The organism is Nocardioides xinjiangensis, assembly GCF_017916455.1.
GTDB lineage: Bacteria > Actinomycetota > Actinomycetes > Propionibacteriales > Nocardioidaceae > Nocardioides > Nocardioides xinjiangensis.
The window spans coordinates 703,249-721,668 of sequence record NZ_JAFMSY010000001.1 but is presented as its reverse complement, the minus strand read 5'-3'; the positions used below and the strand labels follow the sequence as shown (position 1 = coordinate 721,668).

The following is an 18,420-nucleotide window of genomic DNA, read 5'->3' as shown; positions in this document are numbered from 1 at the left end:
CCGGCGAGGGCCCGCCTCCGGACGCGCCCGGCGGACCCTGCGGTCTCGTCCGGCACTGACGACCTACGGGCCGCGTGGTGGTGCGTGCTTGCACCCCCCGCGCTCGGCGCCCCGCGCTTCGCGAGGCGTTAGCCGCGAGGCGCGGGGTGCGCTGGACCAGTGCCAGCACTGCTTGACAGCGATAAGTAAGTGCGCTGAACTAACTAATGTGACGAAGCACACACCGGTGGGCCGCCCGCTGCGACCTCGCGGCAAGCTCCTGCAGGAGGACGCCCGCCGGCACCACCGTGCGCTGCTGCTGCAGCAGCTCTTCCGCGACGGCCCTGCCAGCCGCGCCGACCTCGCCCGGGCCAGCGGGCTGACCCGCGTCACGGTCTCCGACCTCGTGGGCGAGATGCTCGCCGACGGGCTCGTCACCGAGCTCGGCGCCCCGGCGGAGAGCCGGGTCGGGAAGCCGCCCACGCTCGTCGGGCTCGCGGTCGACTCCCACCACATCATCGGGCTCGACCTGTCGGAGACCGACCGGATGTCCGGTGCCGTGGTCAACCTCGCCGGCAGCGTGCAGGCGCGCCACGAGGTGCACGTCGACGGCGCGCAGGGGGACGAGGCGGTCGCGCTGGTGCAGCACCTCGTCTCCGAGCTGAGGGCGATGGCCGAGAGGCCGGTACTCGGCATCGGGGTCGGGAGCCCCGGCGTCGTCGACACCGCCGGCACCGTCATCGACGCCCCCAACCTGGCGTGGACCGACACGCCGCTCGCGGCCCGGCTCGCGGAGGCCTTCGACCTGCCCGTCCTCGTCGCCAACGACGCCAACACCGCCGTCCTCGGGGAGCACACCTTCGGCGAGTCCGGCGACGGCGGCCTGATGGTCCTGCGGGTCGGCACCGGTGTCGGCGCCGGCTTCGTGCTCGGCGGCTCCCTGCTGCACGGCCACCTCGGCGCCGCGGGCGAGATCGGGCACGTCGCCGTCGACCCCGACGGGGAGCGCTGCGCCTGCTCGCGCACCGGGTGCCTCGAGACGATCCTGTCCGCGCCGCGCCTGCGGCGCCGGGTCGCCGCACCCGGCGCCGACGGGCCGGCCGAGCTCGCCGCCGTGGGCACGCGGCTCGGTGAGGTGCTGGCGCCGATCGTCGCCGCGCTCAACCTGCACGAGATCGTGCTGAGCGGCCCCGCGGAGCTGCTCGACGGCCCGCTGCTCGACGCAGCCGACCGCACCATCCGCGAGCGGACGATGCCCATCAGCTCCACGGGCCTGGCGGTCCGCACCTCCAAGCTCGGCGAGGACGTCGTGGTCGTGGGAGCGGCCGTGCTCGTGCTCGCCGGAGAACTGGGCGTCTCGTGAGCGACCCGGCCAGCAACCCCCACCCCTATCGCCACCAGCGGTACATCATCGAGAGGAACACTGTGGTGCGCATCAGGAAGTCCTTGACAGGTGCGGCGGTCGCCGCGCTCGCGCTGACCACGCTCGCCGCGTGCGGCGGCGACGACGGCGGCTCGTCGGGCGAGGACGGCGGCCCCGAGTCGGCCGACATCCGCGTCTGGTTCAACGGCACCGACACCCCGCAGGAGGCCCGCGACTGGTTGAAGGAGACCTTCGAGGAGGAGAACCCCGGCTCCACGCTGACCATCGAGCAGCAGGAGTGGGACGGCCTGGTGGAGAAGCTCACCACCGCGCTGTCCAGCGAGTCCGAGACGCCCGACGTCGTCGAGATCGGCAACACCCAGGCCCCGACCTTCACCTCGGCCGGCGCGTTCACCGACCTCACCGACCAGCTCGACGACCTCGGCGGCGACGACCTGCTCCCCGGCTTCGTCGAGGGGGCCACCGTCGACGGCAAAACGTACGCCGTGCCCTACTACGCGGGCTCGAAGTACATCTTCTACCGCAAGGACCTGCTCCAGAAGGCCGGCCTCGAGGTGCCGACGACGATGGAGGAGTTCGTCGACACCGCGATCGCCCTGAAGGAGGCCAACCCCAAGCCGGCCAACTTCTCCGGCTTCTGGTTCCCCGGCCAGGACTGGCGCAACGGTGCGACGTTCATCTGGGACGCCGGCGGCGACCTGGCCACCGAGGACGGCGGCCAGTGGGAACCGGCCCTCAGCTCGGCGGAGTCCGTCGCCGGCCTGGAGACCGCCCAGCGGCTCTTCATGGAGGCCTCGGGTGCACCCAAGGACGGCAACGAGGCCGACCCGTGGACGCCGTTCTGCGCCGGCGAGGTCGGCATGATGTCGACGCCCGGCTGGGTCAAGGGCCTCATCGAGGACCCCGAGACCGGCTGCCCGGACACGTTCGCCAAGCAGATGGGCGTCTTCGCCCTCCCGGGGAGCGACGGCGAGCCCGCCCCGGTGCTGCTCGGCGGCTCGGACATCGCCATCGCGGCGAAGTCGCCCAACCAGGACCTCGCCCAAAAGGCGGTCGCCCTGATGCTCAGCGACGAGTACCAGACGATCCTGGCCGAGGCCGGCCTGACGCCGGCCAAGGACTCGCTGGCCTCGCTGCTCGGGGACGACGAGTACGCCGCCGCCACGATCGAGGCCGCGTCCAACGCCAAGCTCACGCCGGCCGCGCCGGGCTGGGCCAACGTGGAGGGCTCCCGCGTCCTCGAGGACCTCTTCAGCGCGATCGCCCAGGGCGGCGACGTGGCCGAGCTCGCCGCGGAGGCCGACGAGCAGATGAGCGGCCAGCTGAACGGCTGAGCCACCGATCGGCTCGGCGGGGGCGGCACCGGTCGCCGCCCCCGCCGAGGCCTGCCCGGCCCCGGCCGACGAGAGCTCAGCAGCACCCGACGCCAGGACCGACTCGAGGACCGATGGGAGGACCGATGGCAGGACGAATCGCAGGAGCCGTGACAGGTCCCGCGGCAGCCACGGCGGCACACTCGGTGGCAGGCTCCGTGGGACGGACACCGGGACGAGCACCGGGACCCACGACGGGAGGCGCGATGGGACGAGGGACGGGCGGCCGGACCCCGCGCCCGCGTGGCAGCGCGCTGCCCTACCTGCTCGTCACCCCGGCCGTCCTGGCCCTCTGCCTCGCCCTGGGCTACCCGCTCGTGCGCCAGCTGGTGCTCTCCTTCCAGGAGTTCGGCCTGGCGCAGCAGTTCGGCCGGCCGCCGGAGTGGGTCGGCCTCGCCAACTACCGCGAGCTGCTCACCGACGGCTACCTGTGGCGGGTGACCGCCCGCACCGTGGTGTTCTGCCTGGTCAACGCCGTCGTCACCATGCTGCTCGGCGTCGGCCTCGCGCTCGTCATGCGCGCCATGTCCACCCCCGTCCGCCTCCTCACCCAGACCGGCCTGCTGTTCGCCTGGGCGATGCCGGTGGTCGCGTCGCTGACCGTGTGGCAGTGGCTCTTCGACACCCAGTACGGCGTCGTGAACCACGTGCTGACAGCCCTGGGAGGCGACTTCGAGGGCCACGGCTGGCTGCTGCACCCGTTGTCGTTCTTCTTCGTGGCCACCGTCGTCGTGGTGTGGATGAGCGTGCCGTTCGTGGCGTTCACCGTGTACGCCGCGCTCACCCAGCTGTCCGAGGAGCTCGTCGAGGCGGCCGAGATCGACGGCGCCTCGCCCGCCCAGCGGCTGCGGCACGTGGTCCTGCCGAGCATCCGGCCCGTGCTGCTCGTCGTCGGGCTGCTGCAGATCATCTGGGACCTGCGCGTGTTCACGCAGATCTTCATCCTGCAGGAGGCCGGCGGCAGCGCCAGCGACACCAACCTGCTCGGCACCTACATCTACCGGCTCGGCATCGGCGGCGGCGACTTCGGCACCTCCGCGGCGGTCGCGGTGTTCATGCTCGCGCTCACCGTGGTGCTCACCGCCCCGTACGTCCGCGCCATGCTGCGCCAGGAGAGGAGCGCCGCCTGATGGCCCGTCCGACCCCCCGCCCGACGAGGTGGCTCGCCAACGGCGTCGGCCTGGTCGCCTTCGTCCTCGCTGTCTTCCCGGTCTACTGGATGGTCAACAGCTCCTTCCTCGACCGCAACGAGATCCGCAACCGGGTGCCCACCTGGGTGCCGTTCGGCGGCGACCTCGACAACTTCCGCACGGTCTTCGACGGAGGCCAGTTCGTCGCCGCCCTGAGGACGAGCCTGATGGTGACCGGCCTGACGCTCGTCGTGGCGCTCGGCTTCGCGTTCGTGGCGGCGGTCGCGGTCTCGAGGTTCCGCTTCCGCGGCCGGATGTCCTTCATCGTCACCCTGCTCGTCATCCAGATGATCCCGGCCGAGGGCCTGTTCATCTCCCAGTACAAGATGCTGGAGACGATGGAGCTGCTCAACACCGTCGCCGGCCTCACCATCGTCTACGTCGCCGGCGTGCTGCCCTTCACGATCTGGACGCTGCGCGGCTTCGTCGAGGGCGTCCCCTACGAGCTGGAGGAGGCCGCGATGATGGACGGCTGCACCCGCGTCCAGGCGTTCTTCCGCGTCACCTTCCCGCTGCTCGCGCCGGGGCTGGTCGCGACGGGCGTCTTCGGGTTCATCCAGGCCTGGAACGAGTTCACCCTGGCGCTGGTGGTGATGACCCGCGAGGACCAGCGCACACTGCCGCTCTGGCTCTCCACCTTCACCGACGTCAACCGCGGCACCGACTGGGGCGGCATCATGGCCGGCTCCACCCTGATTGCGGTGCCCGTCATCATCTTCTTCCTCGTCGTCCAGGGCCGCATGGCCAGCGGCCTCACCGCCGGGGCGGTGAAGGGATGACCTCGGCCCAGCCGCCCGCCGGTGCCGTGCGCGCATACGGACGACGCGAGGAGCCCGACTCGGCCGGGGACCCGGCGGACGAGGTGCGCTCGCTCGCGCTCCGGGTGCTGCTGCCGGGCTTCGAGGGCACGACGCTCCCCGCCGACTACCGCGAGCTGCTGGAGCAGGGTCTCGGTGGCATCTGCTACTTCGGCAGCAACACCGCCGACGGCCCCGCCGCGTTGGCGGCGCTGAGCGCCGCGATCCGCGCGGCCAACCCGGTGGCGGTGATCGCCGTCGACGAGGAGGGCGGCGACGTCAGCCGTCTCCACACGCGCGAGCCGAGCCCGGTCCTGGGCGCGGCGGCGCTCGGCGGCGCCGGCGACCTCGGCCTCACCGAGGCCGTTGGGCGCTGGGTGGGCCACGAGCTCGCCGCAGTCGGCGTGAACCTCGACCTCGCGCCGGACGCCGACGTCAACAGCGACCCCGACAACCCCGTCATCGGCACGCGGAGCTTCGGCGCAGACCCCGAGCAGGTCGCCGCCCACGCGGCGGCCTGGACCCGCGGCCTGCAGTCGACGGGGGTCGCGGCCTGCGCCAAGCACTTCCCCGGCCACGGCGACACCGCGACCGACAGCCACCTCGCGCTGCCGCGCATCGACGTCGACGCCGACACCCTCGCGCGGCGCGAGCTGGTGCCCTTCGACGCCGTGGTCGAGGCCGGCGTCGCTGCGGTGATGACCTCGCACATCGTCGTCGCGGCGCTCGACCGCGAGCGGCCCGCCACCCTCAGCCCGGTGGTGCTGAGCATGCTGCGCGAGGTCCTCGACTTCGACGGCGTCATCGTCAGCGACGCGCTCGACATGGCGGGGGCCTCGGCCGAGCTGGGCATCGCGGAGGCGTCCGTGCAGGCCCTCGCCGCCGGCTGCGACCTGCTCTGCATCGGTCCGGACAAGCCGGCCTCGCTCGTCATCGAGGTCCGCGACGCGGTCGTCGCAGCCGTGGGGCAGGGACGACTCGGGCGCGATCGCCTCGAGGACGCAGCCGCCCGCGTCGCCGCCGTCGGCGTGCGGGCGCCCGGGTCGACCCCGGAGCCGCCGGACGCCCCGCGCCAGGCCGTCGCCGCGCGGTCGGCCCTGCAGGTCGACGGCGACCTGCCCGACCTCGCCGGCGCCTCGGTGCTGAGCGTCGAGACCGTCGCGAACATCGCTGTGGGCGACGTGGCGTGGGGGATCGCGCCGGACCACCGGCTGGACCCGCAGGCGCTCGACGACGGCCTGCCCGACGGCGTACCTGCGCACGCGCCGCTCGTCGTGCAGGTCCGCGACGCGCACCGGCGGCCCGAGGTGCTGGCCTTCCTGCGCTCGCTGGCCCGCTCGGGCAGGCCCGCGGTGGTCGTGGAGTGGGGCTGGCCGGCGACGTACGACGTCGGGCTTGCGAGGATCTGCACCCGTGGCTCGTCCGCTCCGGGCGTCGCCGCGGTGGTCGAGCGGTTGCGAGAGGCGGGATGGACGCGGTGAGTGCCGCACGGGCGGACGCGCGGACGATCGGGCTCGACATCGGCGGCACCAAGACCGACGGCGTCGTGGTCGGCGCGGACGGCGCGGTGCTGGCCCAGGTGCGCTCGTCGACCGGCTCCGGCGCCGAAGGCGTGCTCGCCACCGCCGAGCAGGTCTTCGCCGAGCTCGGCCGCGAGCTGGGCGAGCCGCTGCGCTGCCCGGTCGGCGTCGGCGTGCCGGGGCTGGTCGACGTGGGCCGCGGGATGCTGCGGCACGCGGTCAACCTGGGCGTCGACGGCGACGACCTGCCGCTGCGCGACCTGCTGCAGCAGCGGCTCGGCGTCCCGGTCGTGCTGGAGAACGACGTCAACGCCGCGGCGCTGGCCGCCTGCGCGCTGGTCGCCGCGGACGACGTGGTCTACCTGAGCGTCGGCACCGGTCTGGCGGCCGGCCTGGTCGTCGACGGCCGGCTCCGGCGCGGTGAGCACGGTGCCGCCGGCGAGATCGGCCACCTGCCGGTCGACCCGGCCGGTGCGGCCTGTGGCTGCGGCCAGACCGGATGCCTGGAGACCGTCGCGTCCGGACGCGCCCTGGCGCGGGCCTGGCCGACGCCGGACGGGCCACCCGCCGCCGCCCTGTTCGCCGCCGCGGCAGGCGGCGACGTCCACGCCGTCGAGGTGCGCGACCACTTCTGCTGGGGCGTGGCGAGCGCGGTCCGCGCCCTCGGCCTCGCCATCGATCCCCAGTGCATCGTCCTGGGCGGCGGTGTCAGCGAGGTCGGCGAGCCGCTGCGGGTGGAGGTGGTGCGGCAGCTGCGCGCTTTGGGGGAGGGGTCGCCGTTCCTCGCCTCGCTGGGGCTGGCCGACCGAGTGAGCATGGTCCCCCAGCACTACCCGGTCGCCGCGGTCGGCGCCGCCTTGGTGGCCGCCCGATAGGTTGACGTCGTGGCCGGCACGTGGATCGACGTCCTCCTCGTCCTCGCGTTCATCCTGGTGGGCGGTGTGTTCGCGGCGACCGAGATCGCGCTGGTGTCGCTGCGCGCCGGCCAGGTGGAGCGGCTGGACACCGAGGGCGGGCGCGGGCACGCCGTCGCGTCCCTGGCCCGCGACCCCAACCGGTTCCTCTCCGCGGTGCAGATCGGCGTCACGGTGGCCGGCTTCTTCTCCGCCGCGTTCGGCGCCTCCACGCTCGCGCCCTCCTTCGCGCCGGCGTTCGAGGGGCTCGGCGTGCCGGCCCCCGACACCGTGTCGCTGGTCGTGACGACCCTGGTCGTGTCCTACCTCTCGCTCGTGCTCGGCGAGCTCGTGCCCAAGCGGCTCGCGCTCCAGCGCTCGGTCGGCGTCTCCAAGCTGTTCGCGCCGCCGCTGGGCAGGTTCGCCACGGTGATGACGCCGGTGATCTGGCTCCTGTCGCTGTCCACCAACCTGCTGGTGCGCGTGCTCGGCGGCAACCCCGACGCGGCCGGCGACGAGGTCGACGAGGAGGAGCTGCGGATGATGATCTCGGGCCACGAGGACATCCCCGAGGGCGAGCGCAGGCTCGTCGACGAGGTCTTCGAGGCCGGCGACCGGTCGCTGAGCGAGGTGATGAAGCCGCGGGGCGACGTGGTGTTCCTCGCCGGCGACCTCACCCTCGCCGAGGCGGTCTCGGTGATCGTCGAGCAGCCCTACACCCGCTACCCGGTCACCGGCGAGTCGTTCGACGAGGTGCTCGGCTACCTGCACCTGCGCGACGTGCTCGGCCGCGCCGACGACCGCTCCACCACCGTCGCCGAGCTCGCCCGCGACCTGCCGGTGCTGCCGCGCACCAACCGCGTGCTGCCCTCGATCGACCACCTCCGCAGCCTGGGTGCGCACATCGCGCTCGTCGTCGACGAGTACGGCGGCACCGACGGCATCGTCACGCTCGAGGACCTCATGGAGGAGCTGGTCGGGGAGATCCACGACGAGTACGACACCGACGCCGAGGTCGCCGCTGCCGCCGACCCGACGACGCTGGACGCCGGTCTCACCATCGAGGAGTTCGCCGAGCGCACCGGTGTGGAGCTCGCGGACGGACCCTTCGAGACCGTCGCCGGCTACGTCCTGCACCGCCTCGCGCGGATGGGCGAGGTGGGCGACGTGGTGCTCCTCGGCGACCGGCCGCTCGAGGTGGTCGAGGTCGACGGCCACCGGATCACGCGCGTGCGGCTGCACCCGCCGCTCGTCACCGGTCCGGCTGACGGGCCGGCTGGCCAGGGCGGGTCGGGCGACGGCCCGGGGGACGGATCCGCGGACGGGGCGTCCGACGGTGGGAGCGCGGACCCCGGCGAGGGCCGCACGAGCGCCCAGCAGGACGCCTTCGCCCGCTACTTCGCCCGCTGGGGCCTCTTCCTGCCCGACGACGCCGTCGCCGGCCGTCGCGACGGTCACGTCAAGGGGGATGGCTGGTCGGTGCGGTTCCGCTGGCGCGACGACGGCTCGCTCCTGGTCCGCGCGGGGCACCGGATGACCAACGAGCGCCTGTTCGTCATCGCCCCCGACGGCTCCGTCGAGCCGACCGCACCGGAGCCGCCGGGCGAGGGCATGGTCCTGCCGTCCGACGCGACGGCCGAGCAGCGGGCGGCGATCGAGCGGGAGCACGCCCGGGCGTGGCGCAGGCACGGCGAGGCCGTCACCGCCGCCGGGATGGACTTCGACCAGTCGGCCCCGTCCGAGGGCCTGGCGGCCGGTGCTGGCGACCAGCTGTGGCGCCTTGACGACGGCGCCTGGCAGGCGGATCCGCTGCGCACGGCGGAATAGCGCTCGCCCGCCGTCGGTTGAGGCCGGTAGACTGGAGTCGCAGGCTCCGGCCTGCTTGACAACACAAGAGGGGCTGATCGGTTTCGACTTGGGACGTTAGTTCCAGGGGAAGCGGGTCGAGAAGCCAGCGCCATCTCGTAAACGATCGCTGGAAACCATAGTTGCCAATTCTGAGCGCAACGACTTCGCTCTCGCTGCCTGAGCAGTGATCGAAGGGTCTGACCGGGCATCCGTCTCCGTCCCGGACCCAGGCCTCATCTAGGAGACTTGCTGGTCACCTCCTGTCAGGAGGGGTGGCCGGGACTCTTTCCTGACTGAGCCTGTCGGCGACGTGTCTGTGCGAGCGCCGGGGCCGAGAAAAGCGACATCGCAGACTGCACCCGGAGAAGACCTGGTTCGGCGCTCGAGGACCGGGGTTCGATTCCCCGCAGCTCCACTCGTCACGAGGCGAGGTGGCCGGCAGATGCTGCGGGCCGCCTCGCCTCGTCGTCGTTGCGGCTGCCGCATGCCGAGGTGCCCGGTCGAGCCAGCGCGTGCGCTCCCGAGCGGCCACCGCACGGGTCGTGGCACCCTGCGGTGGTGCCCCCTCAGATCGACCCGGCCTCGATCACCGTCGCGCCGCTGACCCGCGAGCACGCCGAGGACATGGTCACCTGGCGCTACGAGCCGCCCTACGACGTCTACGACATCGCCGGGGCCGACCCCGAGCAGCTGCTGCACCCCGGCGCCGGGTTCTTCGCGGTCATGGCCGCCGGGCGGCTGATCGGCTTCCGCTCGTTCGGCCGGGACGGGCAGGTGCCGGGCGGCGACTACGACGACTCCGCCCTGGACACCGGCGGCGGCCTGCGCCCCGAGCTCACCGGCCAGGGGCTCGGCCGGCCGGTGATCGCGGCAGGGCTGGCCTTCGGTCGCGCCCGGTTCGCCCCGCCCGCGTTCCGCGTCACCGTGGCGAGCTTCAACGTCCGCGCCCTGCGCACCGTCGAGCGGCTCGGGTTCGCCCGCACCGGCTCGTTCGCGGCCGCCCGGGACGGCCGGGAGTTCGTGGTCCTGGTGCGCCCCGAGACGGCGTAGCTGCCGCTCAGACGCGCCGGCAGTGCTCGGACGTCGGCGCTGCCTCGGGGTGCAGGATCCCGGCCAGCGCCTCGACCCCGTCGACCAGCCGCGGCCCGGGCCGCGCGAACAGCCCGTCGGCGTCGACGGCCCACACCGGCACACCGGGGAAGTGGCCGCGCACACCCGCGGCCAGCTCGGCACTGCCCTCGATGTCGTAGCCGCACGGAGCGCAGACGACGACGTCCGGCCCCGACGCGACGGCGTCCTCCCACGTGGTGCGGATCGACCTCGCCCCGGCGACGCCCAGGGTGGGCTCGCCGCCGGCCCGGGCGACCATCTCCGGGATCCAGTGGCCGGGAGCGAACGGCGGGTCCGTCCACTCCAGCACCAGCACGCGCGGGCGGGCGCGCCCCGCGACCCGCTCGGCGACGGTGGCCAGGCGCTGCTCGAGCGAGGCGACGAGGCCCTCGGCCGCGTCGTCGTGGCCGGTGAGCCGGCCGATCTCGCGGACGGAGGCGAGCACGTCGTCCAGCGTGTGCGGGTCGACGGTCGCCACCTCGGCGCGGCAGCCGAGGAAGTCCAGGGCCTCGCCGACCGTGCCGACGTCGACCGCGCAGACGGCGCACAGGTCCTGGGTGACGACGAGGTCGGCGTCGAGCTCGGCCAGCGCGTCGGCGTCGAGGCGGTAGAGGTCCTCGCCCGCGGCGAGCGCAGCGGCCACGAAGTCGTCGATCTCGCGCGGTGCCAGCCCCTCCGGCATCGCCGACGTCGACACCACGCGTCGCTCCCGTGCCGCCGGCGGGTGGTCGCATTCGAAGGTCACCCCGACCACGTCGTCGCCCGCGCCCACGGCGAAGAGGATCTCGGTGGCCGACGGGATCAGCGAGACGATGCGCACGCCCCGACCCTAGACGTCGAACACGTTCCAGCGAGTCGGGTTGCGCGCGCGCTGGTCCTCGAGCACGAGGTCGCGCGCCGCGGCTCGGCGACGTGCGCGGACAGCGCGGACACAGTTCAAACTTTCGGACGGGCGAATCGGCCTCGCGAAGGCGTTCGTCCTGAGACGCTGCCGCCATGGAAACAGCAGCCATCACGTCGTGGACGCTCGTCCAGGAGATCCCGGTGCCGGCCGACGTCAACGACCTGCTCGTCGACGGCGAGCAGGCCGTCGCGGCGTACAAGACCTTCCGCGACTCGGCGATCTTCACCACGAAGCGGCTCATCGTGAGGGACGCGCAGGGCCTGACCGGCAAGAAGGTCGAGGTCTACTCGCTGCCGTACAGCCGGATCGACATGTGGTCGTCGGAGAACGCAGGGAAGCTGCTCGACTTCAACGCAGAGCTCGAGATGTGGACCCGGGCGGGCCACATCAAGATCAAGCTGGACAAGAAGGTCGACATCCGTCGCCTCGACAAGCTGATCGCCTGGGCCGTGCTGAACGCCGGCTGACCGAGTCCTAGCCGCCTTCGCGCGCGTTGCGACGCCGCGTCTCCCAGGCCTTCTTCGCCGCCCGGCTGCGCCGCTTGCGTGCCCGCTCGGCCTCCTGGAGCATCCGCTCGGCCGCGCGCTCGGCGCGGCGCACGGCGTTCTCCGCACGCTTGCGCTCCGCCTCGACGACGGCGGGGGAGCGGACCGGCCACAGGTAGGGCAGGTCGTCGGGCACGTCGGGGAAGCGGGGCCGGTAGAACTCCGGGTCCTTGCGCACGAGCGCGGACTGGTGGCTGCGGTGCAGGCCCGGGTCTCCGAGCCACGGTGGCAGCGCGCCCGCGTCGGCGAGCTCGGCCTGCGTCCGGACCTCGGTGACACCGGCGGCCCGCAGGTCCGCGCCGATGGTCGCCGCGCACGTGTCGCCGAACCCGAGCTCGAGCCACACCTCGCAGCACGCGAAGCCGTAACGCCCGAGCGCCTCCTCGTAGCCGCGCCACATCAGCGCCGCCGGGTGGTTGCGCCAGCCGTAGTCGGCCACGGTCAGCGCGCGCACGACCTGGATGGTCTCGACGCGCTGCTTGCCGAGCCGCTTCTGGTCCAGCGCGCGCGCCGACGCCTCGAAGTCGGGGTAGGGGAGGAACGTCTGCACTCCCTCGAGGGTAGGCACCCCCGACGCGCGGCGCCCCACCCCGACGACGGGTCACGGCGCGGCGGAGCACGCGGCACACTGACCGCATGGACGGATGCGTGTTCTGCCGGATCGTCGCCGGTGACCTGCCCGGCCACGTCGTCCTGGAGACCGACGACCTGGTCGCCTTCCTCGACACCCGGCCGGTCTTCAAGGGCCACGCCTTGCTCGTGCCGCGCACCCACGTCGAGACGTTGCCCGACCTGCCGGCCGGGCTGCGAGACGGCTTCCTGGCGGCCGCCCAGCGGCTGGCCACCGCGGTCAAGGACGGGCTCGGCGCGCAGGGGTCGTTCGTGGCCATGAACAACACCGTCAGCCAGTCCGTGCCGCACCTGCACCTCCACGTGGTGCCGCGGACCAAGGGCGACGGCCTGCGCGGCTTCTTCTGGCCGCGCACGAGGTACGCCGAGGGCGAGGCGGAGACCTACGCCGAGCGGCTGCGTGACGCGCTCGACGGCTAGGGGTGCCCGGCGCCGGCGCGGTCGTGCGCGACGGCGGGGCCCGGACCTGCCTCCGCGCGTCGACGCAGCGGGTGGCCGGTCGCCCGCGCGGCGAGCACCACCGCGGCCGCGCCGATGACCGCCCCGCCCAGGACGTCGACGAAGAAGTGCCAGCCCAGGTAGACGGTGGACACCGAGGTGAGCACGGCGAAGACCCAGCTGCCCGCCCGCACCCACGACGGCAGCCGCAGCACCTCGGCCACCAGGCACGCGGTGACGGTGATCGCCACGTGGAGGGAGGCGAAGGCGGCGATGGTCTGGACGGAGCGGGTGTCCCAGGGGCCCGCCAGCACGTCGACCCGGTCCTGGAGCAACCACTCCTGGACCCGGGTGTTGAAGGTGGGGGAGAGGTCGGCGAACTCGCCGGGTCGGGAGTACACCGGCCCGAGCGACGGGACGAGGTAGTAGACGACCACGCCGAGCAGCCAGTTGAACGAGACGGCCGTGACGTAGAACGCCCCCGCGAGCGAGCGCCGGGTCCACACGAGCGCGACCGCCAGCGTCGCCGGCACCAGGCCGATCCACAGCACGTAGACGCCCGACATGAGCCATGCCGCCCAGCCGGTGCCGAGCACCTGGTGCAGCACGTCCGCCGGGTCGTGCCCGAGCCACAGCAGGCGGTCCGCCCTCGCCAGCTCGGTGTCCCAGAGCCGGTCGTCGACGAACGGCAGGTAGCCCTTGAGGTTGCGGAAGGCGACGTAGGCGACGTACCAGGCGGCGAGCCCGCTCAGGGTGAACCGCACCTGGGCTCCGTGCCACCGGTCACGCAGCACGAACCGCAGCGCAGCCCACGCGTCCGCGTGCGCGGCACCGCGGGCGGCGAGCACCCAGCGCGGCACGACGTCGAGCAGGACGGCCGCCGCGACGATGACCGGCAGCCGCACCCACGTCGGCACGGAGACCCCGTCCGGGTCGCGCACCGGCAGGTCGTACGCCGTCGCGACCAGCACCGTCGCCACGGCCATCACCGCGGCCACCACGGCCGCGGCACGGAAGTCCCCCCGTCCCATGTCGGCACGCTAGCGACGCGCCGCGCCGCGGCCCACCCCCTGCACCGGATCTCCACAAGTCGGGGGAGTCCTCGCACCCGCACGACCGCGGCGCGCGGGCGGAGCAGCGACCACTAGTCTCCCGGGAGGACCAGCACCGAGCCTGAGGAGTCACCGACATGGGTCGTTTCGACCGGCGCGTCGCCGCCATCACCGGAGCAGCGCGAGGCATCGGCTTCGGCATCGCCCAGCGCCTGGCCAGCGAGGGCGCGTCGATCGCCGTCCTCGACCTCGACGAGGCGGCGGCACAGGAGGCTGCGGGCCGGCTCGAGCTGGTCGAGGGTGCGCGGGCGATCGGCGTCGCGTGCGACGTCGTCGACGCCGCCGCGGCCGAGGCCGCCGTCCAGCGCGTGGTCGAGGAGCTGGGCGGCATCCACGTGCTGGTCAACAACGCCGGCATCACCCGCGACAACCTGCTCTTCAAGATGACCGAGGAGGACTGGGACCTGGTCATGGGCGTGCACCTCAAGGGCGTGTTCAACATGACCAAGGCGGCGCAGTCGCGGTTCGTGGAGCAGAGGTACGGCAAGATCCTCAACCTCTCCAGCGTCTCCGCGCTCGGCAACCGCGGCCAGGCCAACTACTCCGCCGCCAAGATGGGCATCCAGGGGCTGACCCGCACCCTCGGCATCGAGCTCGGCCCCTTCGGCATCACCGCCAACGCGATCGCCCCCGGCTTCATCGCCACCGAGATGACCGACGCGACCGCGCGCCGGCTCAAGATGGAGCCCGAGGAGCTGCAGCGCCTCAACGCCGAGGCGACCCCCGTCCGCCGGGTGGGCCAGCCGGAGGACATCGCCGCCGCGGCGGCGTTCCTGTGCAGCGACGAAGCGTCGTTCATCACAGGCCAGACGCTCTACGTGGACGGAGGACGCAAGCTCGGCTGACCGCGGTTTGATCCCGGCGCGGTGATGTGCCTACGGTGCTCGACGATCAGCACCACCCGCCCCGGGACAACGCCGAGTCCTGCCCGCCCGGGGCGACCCCCGACATCTTCGAGGGCAGGAGTGGGGGACCCACAGGTTCCACTGCCGGTTCGTGCAGCACTGCACGCGCCGGCTCGGGGTGAAGTCGCCGTGCAGGCGGCGGGGCACCTTCCAGCCCCAACCCGACAGCTCACCTCACAGGCGTGGGAAAGGAACACACACTCATGCCTGCGACCTCTCGCACGGCGCGAGCCTGCGCGCTCGCCCTCGCCGGACTGGGCCTCACCGCCTCGACCCTGACGGCGCTGCCCGCCACCGCCGCCGGCTCCCAGTCCTCCCCGACGACGTCGGAGCGGACCTCGGAGCGGACGTCCTCGACGACCACCGACCGCCGCGCCGCCAGTCGCCGCGTCGCCGCCCGCGTCCTCGGCGCCCGCGACACCGCGCTGCGCCAGCGCGGCGACTGGTACGGCTACGGCGCCACCGGGCCGAACCGGTTCGACTGCTCCGGGCTCGTCTACTACAGCTACCGTCGCGCCGGCTTCCCCGTGCCCCGCACGTCGGCGGCCCAGGCCGGCTTCACGCGGCGCGTGGCGAAGAAGGACATGCGCGCGGGCGACCTGATGTTCTTCCACGGCAGCGGCGGCGTCTACCACGCCGCGGTGTTCCTGCGCTGGGAGCGCGGCCACGCGGTCATGGTGCACTCCCCGGGCTCCGGGCAGCGGGTGCGGGTGGCCGTCCCGTGGACCTCCCAGTGGTTCGGCGGAACGCTCCGGCGTGGGTGATCGGCCGAAGCTGGTAGGCAGAGCCTGCTGATCTACCCTGTGGCGCGCCTTCTCCCATCGGGGAGGGCGCGCCGCCACACTCGAGGCACATCCCCCTGCTGTTCCCGCTCGATCGGAGTTCCCGTGCGTCACCCCCTTCGCCCCTCCTCGTCCCGGGCAGTCGCCGCCGCGCTGGTCGCGGCCTCGCTGCTCCTCGCCGGCTGCAGCGGAGGCGACGCCGAGGAGCCGAGCGCCTCCGGGTCCCCCGAGCCGACCACGTCGGAGACCACGGAGGCGCCGGAGCCGACGTACTGGCCGTTGACCGGGCTCGAGCGCAAGGGCGACGCCCCCGAGCACCCCGTGATCGTCACCAAGGTCGACAACACCTCCTCCAGCGCCCCGCAGGTGGGCCTCGGGTCGGCCGACCTGGTCGTGGAGGAGCTCGTCGAGGGCGGCTACACCCGCCTGGCGGCGTTCTACTACTCCAAGGTGCCCGCCGACATCGGTCCGGTCCGCTCCATGCGCGCCAGCGACATCGGCATCGTGCCCGAGGGGGCGACGGTCGTGACCAGCGGCGCCGCCCCGATCACCATCAAGCGCATCAAGGGCGCCGGGATCCCCTGGATCACCGAGGGCGACGCGGGCGTCTACCGCGAGACCTCGCGCTCGGCGCCCTACAACCTGTTCGCCCGGCTCGGTGACATCGCCAAGCGCCTCGAGGCCGACGAGGAGCCGCCGCCGTACCTGCCGTGGGGCACCGCCGCCGACCTGCCCCGGGGCGCCAAGGCGCGCAGCCTCACCGCCGACTTCGGCGCCCACTCCACCAGCTGGCAGTTCCAGGGCGGGGGGTACGTCAACACCGACTCCTACGCCGCGCAGGGCGACCAGTTCCCCGCCGACTCCGTGCTCGTGCTGCGGGTCAAGGTCGGCGACGCCGGGTACCGCGACCCCGCCGGCTACCCCGTGCCCGAGACGAAGTTCGAGGGCAGGGGCGCCGCGCTGCTGTTCCACGGTGGGCGCGTCGTGCGCGGCACCTGGAGCAAGGACGGGCTGAAGGGTGCGCTCGAGCTCTCGACCAAGGACGGCGACCTGGCCGTGCCCGCCGGGCACGTCTGGGTCGAGCTGGTGCCGGCCGTCAACGGCAACGTCACGTTCGCGAAGTAGCACCCGGGTCGGGCGAGCCGACTCCCTCCTCCAGCAACCGCTGGAGGCCGGCGAGGACGAAGCCGATGGCGGCCTCGACCCGCAGCGCGGCCGCTGCCGGGTCCTCGCTGACGGCGACGGCGCCGCCGGCGGCGGACATCGCGCCGAAGAAGATGCGCGTGAACGTGTCGAGCATGGCGTCGTCGAGGTCCCAGTCGCCGCCGCCCAGCGCGGACCGCACGATCTCGTCGACGATCGCGTAGGTGGAGCGCTCCTCGCGCTCGCGGTAGCGCTCGTGGCCCAGCACCGACGGCCCGTCGGAGATCACGATCTGCCGGTAGCCCGGCTCCTGCACGGCCCCGAGGAAGGCACGCAGCCCCGCCTGCGCCTTCAACCACGGGTCGCGGTGCCCCTCGGTGGCCCGGGCGATCCCGGCCGTGGCTCGCGACTCCACGCGCTCGAAGGCGGCCTCGAAGATCGCCTGCTTGCCGCTGAAGTGGTGGTAGAGCGCGCCCTTGGTGACGTCGGCACCCGCGACGATGGCGTCGAGGGACGTCGCGGAGTAGCCGTGCTCGGTGAAGAGCCGCTCGGCCACGTCGACCAGCGCGCGCTTGGTCGAGTCCGGCCAGCGCTGGCGGCGGGCCATCACGTGCGTGCTCCGTCGACGGTCATGGGGCGCAGCCTAGGTGACCGGCCTCACGCGTGGAGGACTGTGCGGAGCGGCGCGGCTGCGGCATACTGAAGGTACGTACCGTCGGTATGTACAGAAGGAGACCGCCATGACCTGGACGTCCCACCACCGCCGCGCGGACGTGCTGCGCGAGGTAATCCGCACCGCCGACAGCCGCCTCGACGGCCGTCTGCCGATGGACGTGGCCGGCGTCGCCGAGACCTTCGGTGACGACGTCACGCTGCTCGGAGCCCTGCAGCTGCGCTGGCACACCCGCCTCGCCGGCCGGATCGAGCGCGAGCTGGCCGACCAGCCCCTCGACCTCCCTCGAGCCGTCGCCGTCGCGTGGCGGCGGGCCGCCGAGGACATGCCCGGCGTCCGCGCCGTCATCGACCACCACGTCGCGCACCCGAGCAGTCCCGAGATGGCCCGCACGACCGCGATCGCCGCGGGCAAGGAGCACGAGCTGCTCGCCCTCATGGCCGGACGTGCCAGCGCGCCCGGCGACGCCGCCCGCCGCGCGGGTCGGGCGATCGAGTCCGCCGCCCGCGCGTCGTACGTCCCGGGTGCCGTGCCGCGGCAGGCTCCGGCGCCGTCGCTGGTGCAGCGGCTGAAGGCGGTGCTCGCGGCCTGAGCGGCGTACCCGCGGGCCTGCCATAGTGGAGGCATGCAGCTGGCTTCGGGGATGCTGCTGGTGGCGACACCGGCACTGCAGGACCCCAACTTCGTCGAGACGGTCGTGCTGCTGCTCGACGTGAACGACGAGGGAGCCCTCGGCGTGGTGCTCAACCGTCCCACGCAGGTCCTCGTGGCCGACGTCCTCGAGCCGTGGCGCGACGTCGTGGTGGAGCCGGAGGTGCTCTTCCGCGGCGGACCGGTCGGCACCGACGGCGCCCTGGCCGTGGCCCGGCTGCGCGACCCGGACGAGCCGCCCGTCGGGTGGCGTCCGGTGACCAGCGTGCTGGGCATGGTCGACCTCGACACCCCGACGGAGCTCGTGGACGGGTCCCTCGCGGCGATGCGGGTCTTCGCCGGCTACGCCGGGTGGGGCGCCGGCCAGCTCGCCGGGGAGGTCGAGGAGGGCAGCTGGTACGTCGTCAGCAGCGAGGCCGCCGACGCCTTCCGCGGCGATCCCGACGGCCTGTGGCGCGACGTCATGCGACGCCAGCCCGGCATGCTCGCCTGGCACGTCAACAGGCCCGTCGATCCCGACCTCAACTGACTCCGGCGTTAGGC

General features: G+C 73.4%; 18 protein-coding genes, 1 other RNA gene, 1 pseudogene and 1 riboswitch. Of the genes and pseudogenes, 16 read left to right on the top strand and 4 right to left on the bottom strand.

Translation table 11 applies throughout. The features are described 5' to 3' along the window. Positions 1–208 precede the first annotated feature (208 nt). The 9 genes from J3P38_RS03520 to J3P38_RS03480 all read left to right on the top strand — a co-directional run bounded on the left by J3P38_RS03520 (position 209) and on the right by J3P38_RS03480 (position 10,034). On the top strand, positions 209–1,342 hold the full coding sequence (locus tag J3P38_RS03520; RefSeq protein ID WP_210502688.1) for an ROK family transcriptional regulator: 1,134 nt from the start codon (positions 209–211) through the stop codon (positions 1,340–1,342). Positions 1,343–1,407: 65 nt separating this feature from the next. Then, the gene (locus J3P38_RS03515; RefSeq protein WP_210502687.1) at positions 1,408–2,697 is read left to right on the top strand and encodes an extracellular solute-binding protein; all 1,290 of its coding nucleotides are present in this window, start codon (positions 1,408–1,410) and stop codon (positions 2,695–2,697) included. 245 nt (positions 2,698–2,942) lie between these two features. Beyond that, on the top strand, positions 2,943–3,866 hold the full coding sequence (locus J3P38_RS03510; protein ID WP_210502686.1) for a carbohydrate ABC transporter permease: 924 nt from the start codon (positions 2,943–2,945) through the stop codon (positions 3,864–3,866). Then, positions 3,866–4,705 carry a carbohydrate ABC transporter permease gene (locus J3P38_RS03505; RefSeq protein ID WP_210438476.1) on the top strand — a complete coding sequence of 280 codons (840 nt, stop codon included), beginning with the start codon at positions 3,866–3,868 and terminating at the stop codon, positions 4,703–4,705. Before J3P38_RS03510 ends, J3P38_RS03505 begins: the two co-directional genes overlap by 1 nt. Next, the gene (locus J3P38_RS03500; RefSeq protein ID WP_210438475.1) at positions 4,702–6,204 is read left to right on the top strand and encodes a glycoside hydrolase family 3 N-terminal domain-containing protein; all 1,503 of its coding nucleotides are present in this window, start codon (positions 4,702–4,704) and stop codon (positions 6,202–6,204) included. The genes J3P38_RS03505 and J3P38_RS03500 overlap by 4 nt, the downstream gene beginning before the upstream one ends. Then, on the top strand, positions 6,201–7,118 hold the full coding sequence (locus tag J3P38_RS03495) for an ROK family protein (protein WP_374222505.1): 918 nt from the start codon (positions 6,201–6,203) through the stop codon (positions 7,116–7,118). The genes J3P38_RS03500 and J3P38_RS03495 overlap by 4 nt, the downstream gene beginning before the upstream one ends. A 9-nt stretch (positions 7,119–7,127) precedes the next feature. Beyond that, the gene (locus tag J3P38_RS03490) at positions 7,128–8,963 is read left to right on the top strand and encodes a hemolysin family protein (protein ID WP_210438473.1); all 1,836 of its coding nucleotides are present in this window, start codon (positions 7,128–7,130) and stop codon (positions 8,961–8,963) included. A 69-nt stretch (positions 8,964–9,032) separates the two neighbouring features. Beyond that, positions 9,033–9,402, top strand: a transfer-messenger RNA (tmRNA) gene (gene ssrA / locus J3P38_RS03485). A 140-nt stretch (positions 9,403–9,542) separates the two neighbouring features. Then, positions 9,543–10,034: a GNAT family N-acetyltransferase gene (locus tag J3P38_RS03480; protein ID WP_210438460.1), complete on the top strand. Its 492-nt coding sequence runs from the start codon at positions 9,543–9,545 to the stop codon at positions 10,032–10,034. Positions 10,035–10,041: 7 nt separating this feature from the next. Here the strand turns inward: J3P38_RS03480 and J3P38_RS03475 are convergent, their stop codons facing one another. Beyond that, the gene (locus tag J3P38_RS03475; protein WP_210438459.1) at positions 10,042–10,914 is read right to left on the bottom strand and encodes a cobalamin-binding protein; all 873 of its coding nucleotides are present in this window, start codon (positions 10,912–10,914) and stop codon (positions 10,042–10,044) included. 176 nt (positions 10,915–11,090) lie between these two features. Between J3P38_RS03475 and J3P38_RS03470 the strand changes: the two genes are divergently transcribed. After that, positions 11,091–11,465, top strand: a complete 375-nt coding sequence (locus J3P38_RS03470) for a PH domain-containing protein (RefSeq protein ID WP_210438458.1) — start codon at positions 11,091–11,093, stop codon at positions 11,463–11,465. 7 nt (positions 11,466–11,472) lie between these two features. On the opposite strand, the gene J3P38_RS03465 is transcribed toward J3P38_RS03470, so the two are convergent. Further along, a complete protein-coding gene (locus tag J3P38_RS03465) occupies positions 11,473–12,093 on the bottom strand; it encodes an MSMEG_6728 family protein (RefSeq protein WP_210438457.1) in 621 nt (206 codons plus the stop codon). A gap of 74 nt (positions 12,094–12,167) precedes the next feature. On the opposite strand from J3P38_RS03465, the pseudogene J3P38_RS03460 reads away from it, so the two are divergent. Next, a pseudogene (locus tag J3P38_RS03460) lies at positions 12,168–12,593 on the top strand (HIT family protein); the annotation flags it as partial. Here J3P38_RS03460 and J3P38_RS03455 read toward each other — a convergent pair. Further along, entirely contained in the window at positions 12,590–13,642 is a 1,053-nt protein-coding gene (locus tag J3P38_RS03455; protein WP_210438455.1) for a phosphatase PAP2 family protein, read from the bottom strand. The pseudogene J3P38_RS03460 and the gene J3P38_RS03455 overlap by 4 nt on opposite strands. Before the next feature lie 158 nt (positions 13,643–13,800). On the opposite strand from J3P38_RS03455, the gene fabG reads away from it, so the two are divergent. The 3 genes from fabG (at position 13,801) to J3P38_RS03440 (ending at position 16,535) form a co-directional block, all read left to right on the top strand. Then, entirely contained in the window at positions 13,801–14,568 is a 768-nt protein-coding gene (fabG, locus tag J3P38_RS03450) for a 3-oxoacyl-ACP reductase FabG (protein ID WP_210438454.1), read from the top strand. A 60-nt stretch (positions 14,569–14,628) separates the two neighbouring features. Beyond that, positions 14,629–14,826: riboswitch (cyclic di-AMP (ydaO/yuaA leader) on the top strand. A 5-nt stretch (positions 14,827–14,831) separates the two neighbouring features. Further along, positions 14,832–15,392: a C40 family peptidase gene (locus J3P38_RS03445; RefSeq protein ID WP_210438453.1), complete on the top strand. Its 561-nt coding sequence runs from the start codon at positions 14,832–14,834 to the stop codon at positions 15,390–15,392. A gap of 123 nt (positions 15,393–15,515) precedes the next feature. Next, entirely contained in the window at positions 15,516–16,535 is a 1,020-nt protein-coding gene (locus J3P38_RS03440; RefSeq protein WP_210438452.1) for a DUF3048 domain-containing protein, read from the top strand. Here the strand turns inward: J3P38_RS03440 and J3P38_RS03435 are convergent. Further along, on the bottom strand, positions 16,519–17,160 hold the full coding sequence (locus tag J3P38_RS03435) for a TetR/AcrR family transcriptional regulator (RefSeq protein ID WP_210438451.1): 642 nt from the start codon (positions 17,158–17,160) through the stop codon (positions 16,519–16,521). The genes J3P38_RS03440 and J3P38_RS03435 overlap by 17 nt on opposite strands. Positions 17,161–17,293: 133 nt before the next feature. Here J3P38_RS03435 and J3P38_RS03430 point away from each other — a divergent pair, with 133 nt between their 5' ends. Both J3P38_RS03430 and J3P38_RS03425 read left to right on the top strand, forming a co-directional pair. After that, entirely contained in the window at positions 17,294–17,818 is a 525-nt protein-coding gene (locus J3P38_RS03430) for a hypothetical protein (protein ID WP_210502685.1), read from the top strand. 33 nt (positions 17,819–17,851) lie between these two features. Next, complete coding sequence (locus tag J3P38_RS03425; RefSeq protein WP_210502684.1) at positions 17,852–18,406, top strand: YqgE/AlgH family protein; 555 nt, start codon at positions 17,852–17,854, stop codon at positions 18,404–18,406. Positions 18,407–18,420 lie beyond the last annotated feature (14 nt).

Bases quoted from the DNA above. Each gene is read 5' to 3' on its own strand.
- J3P38_RS03455 (WP_210438455.1), bottom strand. From the start codon at position 13,642: ATGGGACGGGGGGACTTCCGTGCCGCGGCCGTGGTGGCCGCGGTGATG.
- fabG (WP_210438454.1), top strand. From the start codon at position 13,801: ATGGGTCGTTTCGACCGGCGCGTCGCCGCCATCACCGGAGCAGCGCGA.
- J3P38_RS03435 (WP_210438451.1), bottom strand. From the start codon at position 17,160: ATGGCCCGCCGCCAGCGCTGGCCGGACTCGACCAAGCGCGCGCTGGTC.
- J3P38_RS03510 (WP_210502686.1), top strand. From the start codon at position 2,943: ATGGGACGAGGGACGGGCGGCCGGACCCCGCGCCCGCGTGGCAGCGCG.
- J3P38_RS03505 (WP_210438476.1), top strand. From the start codon at position 3,866: ATGGCCCGTCCGACCCCCCGCCCGACGAGGTGGCTCGCCAACGGCGTC.
- J3P38_RS03500 (WP_210438475.1), top strand. From the start codon at position 4,702: ATGACCTCGGCCCAGCCGCCCGCCGGTGCCGTGCGCGCATACGGACGA.
- J3P38_RS03445 (WP_210438453.1), top strand. From the start codon at position 14,832: ATGCCTGCGACCTCTCGCACGGCGCGAGCCTGCGCGCTCGCCCTCGCC.
- J3P38_RS03470 (WP_210438458.1), top strand. From the start codon at position 11,091: ATGGAAACAGCAGCCATCACGTCGTGGACGCTCGTCCAGGAGATCCCG.
- J3P38_RS03425 (WP_210502684.1), top strand. From the start codon at position 17,852: ATGCAGCTGGCTTCGGGGATGCTGCTGGTGGCGACACCGGCACTGCAG.
- J3P38_RS03430 (WP_210502685.1), top strand. From the start codon at position 17,294: ATGACCTGGACGTCCCACCACCGCCGCGCGGACGTGCTGCGCGAGGTA.